The following is a 3,525-nucleotide window of genomic DNA, read 5'->3' on the forward strand; positions in this document are numbered from 1 at the left end:
GAGAGGAGGTGGAAGCGCGGGGGGCGCAGGGTGGTTGCAGCCCCGCTCTGGCGGCCCGCCAGGCGGCGATCCCGCTGCGGCAGCCGTGCCGCGCCTTAAAATGGCCGGTTACGCAGCCTGAACTGCCATCCGATCCATGGGCACCGGCCGTGCCTGCTTGCGACGCATCCAAATCCGTCATGCTGACCTTCCAACAAATCATTCTGAAACTGCAGTCCTACTGGGACGCCCAGGGCTGCGCGCTTTTGCAACCGTACGACATGGAAGTGGGCGCAGGCACCTCGCACACCGCCACCTTCCTGCGCGCCATCGGTCCCGAGCCCTGGAAAGCCGCCTACGTGCAGCCCAGCCGCCGCCCCAAGGACGGCCGCTACGGCGAGAACCCCAACCGCCTGCAGCACTACTACCAGTACCAGGTGGTGCTCAAGCCCGCGCCGGCCAACATCCTTGAGCTGTACCTTGGCAGCCTTGAAGCGCTGGGGTTTGACCTGAAGAAGAACGACATCCGCTTCGTGGAAGACGACTGGGAAAACCCCACGCTCGGCGCCTGGGGCCTGGGCTGGGAGGTCTGGCTCAACGGCATGGAGGTGACGCAGTTCACCTACTTCCAGCAGGTCGGCGGCATTGACTGCAAGCCCGCCACGGGCGAGATCACCTACGGCCTGGAGCGCCTGGCCATGTACCTGCAGGGCGTGGACAACGTCTACAACCTGCAGTGGACCGACACCCTGAAATACGGCGACGTGTACCACCAGAACGAGGTGGAGCAGTCCACCTACAACTTCGAGCACTCGGACGCCGACTTTCTGTTCACCGCCTTCAACGCGCACGAGAAACAGGCCAAATACCTCATGGAGCAGCAACTGGCGCTGCCCGCCTACGAACAAGTGCTCAAGGCCGCGCACAGCTTCAACCTGCTGGATGCGCGCGGCGCCATCAGCGTGACCGAGCGCGCCGCCTACATCGGCCGCATCCGCAACCTGGCCCGCGCCGTGGCGCAAAGCTACTACGAAAGCCGTGAGCGCCTGGGCTTCCCCATGGCGCCCCGCGAGTGGGTAGAGCAGATGCCCAAAAAGGCTGCCTGATGATTCTGGAAGTGGCCACCCTGCAGATCAAGCCCGGCCAGACCGCCGCGTTTGAGCAGGCCTTTGCCCAGGCGCAGCGCATCATTGCGTCCATGCCGGGCTACCACGGGCACGAGCTGCAACGCTGTGTGGAGGACGACCACCAGTACGTGCTGCTGGTGCGCTGGGCCACGCTGCAGGACCACACCGAGGGCTTTCGCGGCTCTGCGCGATACCAGGAATGGCGCGCGCTGCTGCACCCTTTCTACGACCCCTTTCCCACCGTGCTGCACTACAGCGCGGTCACGCCGTCTTTGAGCTGATTGATCGCATGACCACCCAAAACCTCCTCGTTGAACTGTTTGTGGAAGAGCTGCCGCCCAAGGCGCTGCAAAAGCTGGGCGATGCCTTTGCCACGGTGCTGGCAGACCAGCTTAAGGCGCAGGGCCTGGCCACTGCGGCATCTGCCGTCACACCGTTCGCCTCGCCCCGCCGCTTGGCCGCGCACGTGACCGCCGTCGCCGACAAGGCTGCCGACAAGGCCGTGCAGCAAAAGCTCATGCCCGTCACCGTGGGCCTGGATGCCAGCGGCAATGCCACGCCCGCGCTGCTGAAAAAGCTGCAGGCGCTAGGCGCCGATGTGTCCAACCCCGTTGCCGCCGTCGCCGCATTGAAGCGCGCGCAGGACGGCAAGGCCGAGACCCTGTTCTATGACAGCGTGGTGGCCGGCGCCACCCTGCAGGCTGGCTTGCAAAAGGCGCTGGATGAGGCCATTGCCAAGTTGCCCATCCCCAAGGTCATGAGCTACCAGCTGGAGACCGACTGTGAGTTGCCTGGCTGGACCAGTGTGCACTTTGTGCGCCCGGCCCACGGCTTGGTGGCATTGCACGGCAGCACGGTGGTGCCCGTGAAGGCGCTGGGCCTGACGGCCGGCAACCACACGCAGGGCCATCGCTTCGAAGCCGCCGTGTCGCCCGTGGTGCTGCGGGATGCCGACAGCTACGCCGCCACGCTCAAGACCGACGGCGCCGTGGTCGCCAGCTTTGCCGAGCGCAAGGCCGAAATCGCACGCCAGCTGGCCGCGGCCGCTGCCCAGGTGGGCAACGGTGCGCGCCCGATTGAAGACGAAGCGCTGCTCGACGAAGTGACCGCGCTGGTCGAGCGCCCCAACGTGCTCATCTGCCAGTTCGAGGAGCAGTTCCTCGACGTGCCGCAGGAGTGCCTCATCCTCACGATGAAGGCCAACCAGAAGTACTTTCCGCTGCTGGACGCCGCGGGCAAGCTCACCAACAAGTTCCTGGTGGTCAGCAACATCAGCCCCGAAGACACGAGCTTTGTGACCGGCGGCAACGAGCGCGTGGTGCGCCCGCGCCTGGCCGACGCGAAGTTCTTCTTCGACCAGGACCGCAAGAAGACCCTGGCCTCGCGCGTGGAGGGCCTCTCCAAGGTGGTCTATCACAACAAGCTGGGCACGCAGGGTGAGCGCGTGGAGCGCGTGCGCGCCATCGCCAAAGCCATCGCTGCGCAACTGGGCGATGCTGCCCTGGTGGCCGATGCCGACCTGGCCGCGCAACTGGCCAAGACCGACCTCGTGACCGACATGGTGGGCGAGTTCCCCGAGCTGCAGGGAACGATGGGCCGCTACTACGCGCTCAACGACGGGCTTGGCGAAACCGTGGCCGATGCCATCGAAGACCACTACAAGCCGCGCTTTGCCGGCGATACGCTGCCCCGCAACACGGCGGGCGTAGTGGTGGCCCTGGCCGACAAGCTCGAAACCCTGGTCGGCATGTTCGGCATCGGCAACCTGCCCACGGGCGACCGCGACCCGTTCGCGCTGCGCCGCCATGCGCTGGGCGTGATACGCATGCTGGTGGAGAAGGACTTGCCGCTGGATCTGAGCGTGCTGCTGGCCGGCGCCGTGCCCGCCTTTGGCGACAAGATCACCGATGCCACGCCTGCGCTGGCCGACTTCATTTACGACCGCCTGGCCGGCAGCCTGCGCGAGCAGGGCTTCAGCGCCCAGGAAGTGGACGCCGTGCTGGCCCTGCGCCCGCAGCGCCTGGCCCTGGTTGAGAAGCAACTGGCGGCGGTGCGCGCCTTTGCCGCCCTGCCCGAAAGCCCGGCGCTCGCCGCGGCGAACAAGCGTGTCTCGAACATCCTCAAGAAGGCGGGCGAGGTCGACCCCCACGTCAACCCCGAGTTGCTGCAGGAAAAGGCCGAGCAGGACCTGTACGCCGCGCTGCAGCGCTTCGTGCCCGAGGCCAATGCGCAGTTCGATGCGGGCGACTACACGGCCTCGCTCAAGACCCTGGCCGTGCTGCGCGCGCCGGTGGACGCATTCTTCGACGACGTGATGGTCAATGCCGAGCAGCTCGACCTGCGCCTCAACCGCCAGGGCCTGCTGAAAAGCCTGCATGACGCCATGAACCGCGTGGCCGATCTGTCGCGGCTGGCCTGA

General features: G+C 66.3%; 3 protein-coding genes. All 3 read left to right on the top strand.

The window, feature by feature from the left end; all coding sequences use genetic code 11:
- Window positions 1-179: 179 nt before the first annotated feature.
- From glyQ to glyS, 3 genes are read left to right on the top strand one after another with little or no spacing between them, the layout of a single operon-like run.
- Window positions 180-1,085, top strand: a complete 906-nt coding sequence (gene glyQ / locus ACDELDRAFT_RS20315; RefSeq protein WP_005799952.1) for a glycine--tRNA ligase subunit alpha — start codon at window positions 180-182, stop codon at window positions 1,083-1,085.
- A complete protein-coding gene (locus tag ACDELDRAFT_RS20320) occupies window positions 1,085-1,387 on the top strand; it encodes an antibiotic biosynthesis monooxygenase family protein (protein WP_005799953.1) in 303 nt (100 codons plus the stop codon). Before glyQ ends, ACDELDRAFT_RS20320 begins: the two co-directional genes overlap by 1 nt.
- A gap of 8 nt (window positions 1,388-1,395) precedes the next feature.
- Window positions 1,396-3,525 carry a glycine--tRNA ligase subunit beta gene (gene glyS, locus ACDELDRAFT_RS20325; protein WP_005799954.1) on the top strand — a complete coding sequence of 710 codons (2,130 nt, stop codon included), beginning with the start codon at window positions 1,396-1,398 and terminating at the stop codon, window positions 3,523-3,525.

Origin of the sequence: Acidovorax delafieldii 2AN (assembly GCF_000175235.1) — a bacterium.
Taxonomy (GTDB): Bacteria; Pseudomonadota; Gammaproteobacteria; order Burkholderiales; family Burkholderiaceae_C; genus Acidovorax; species Acidovorax delafieldii_B.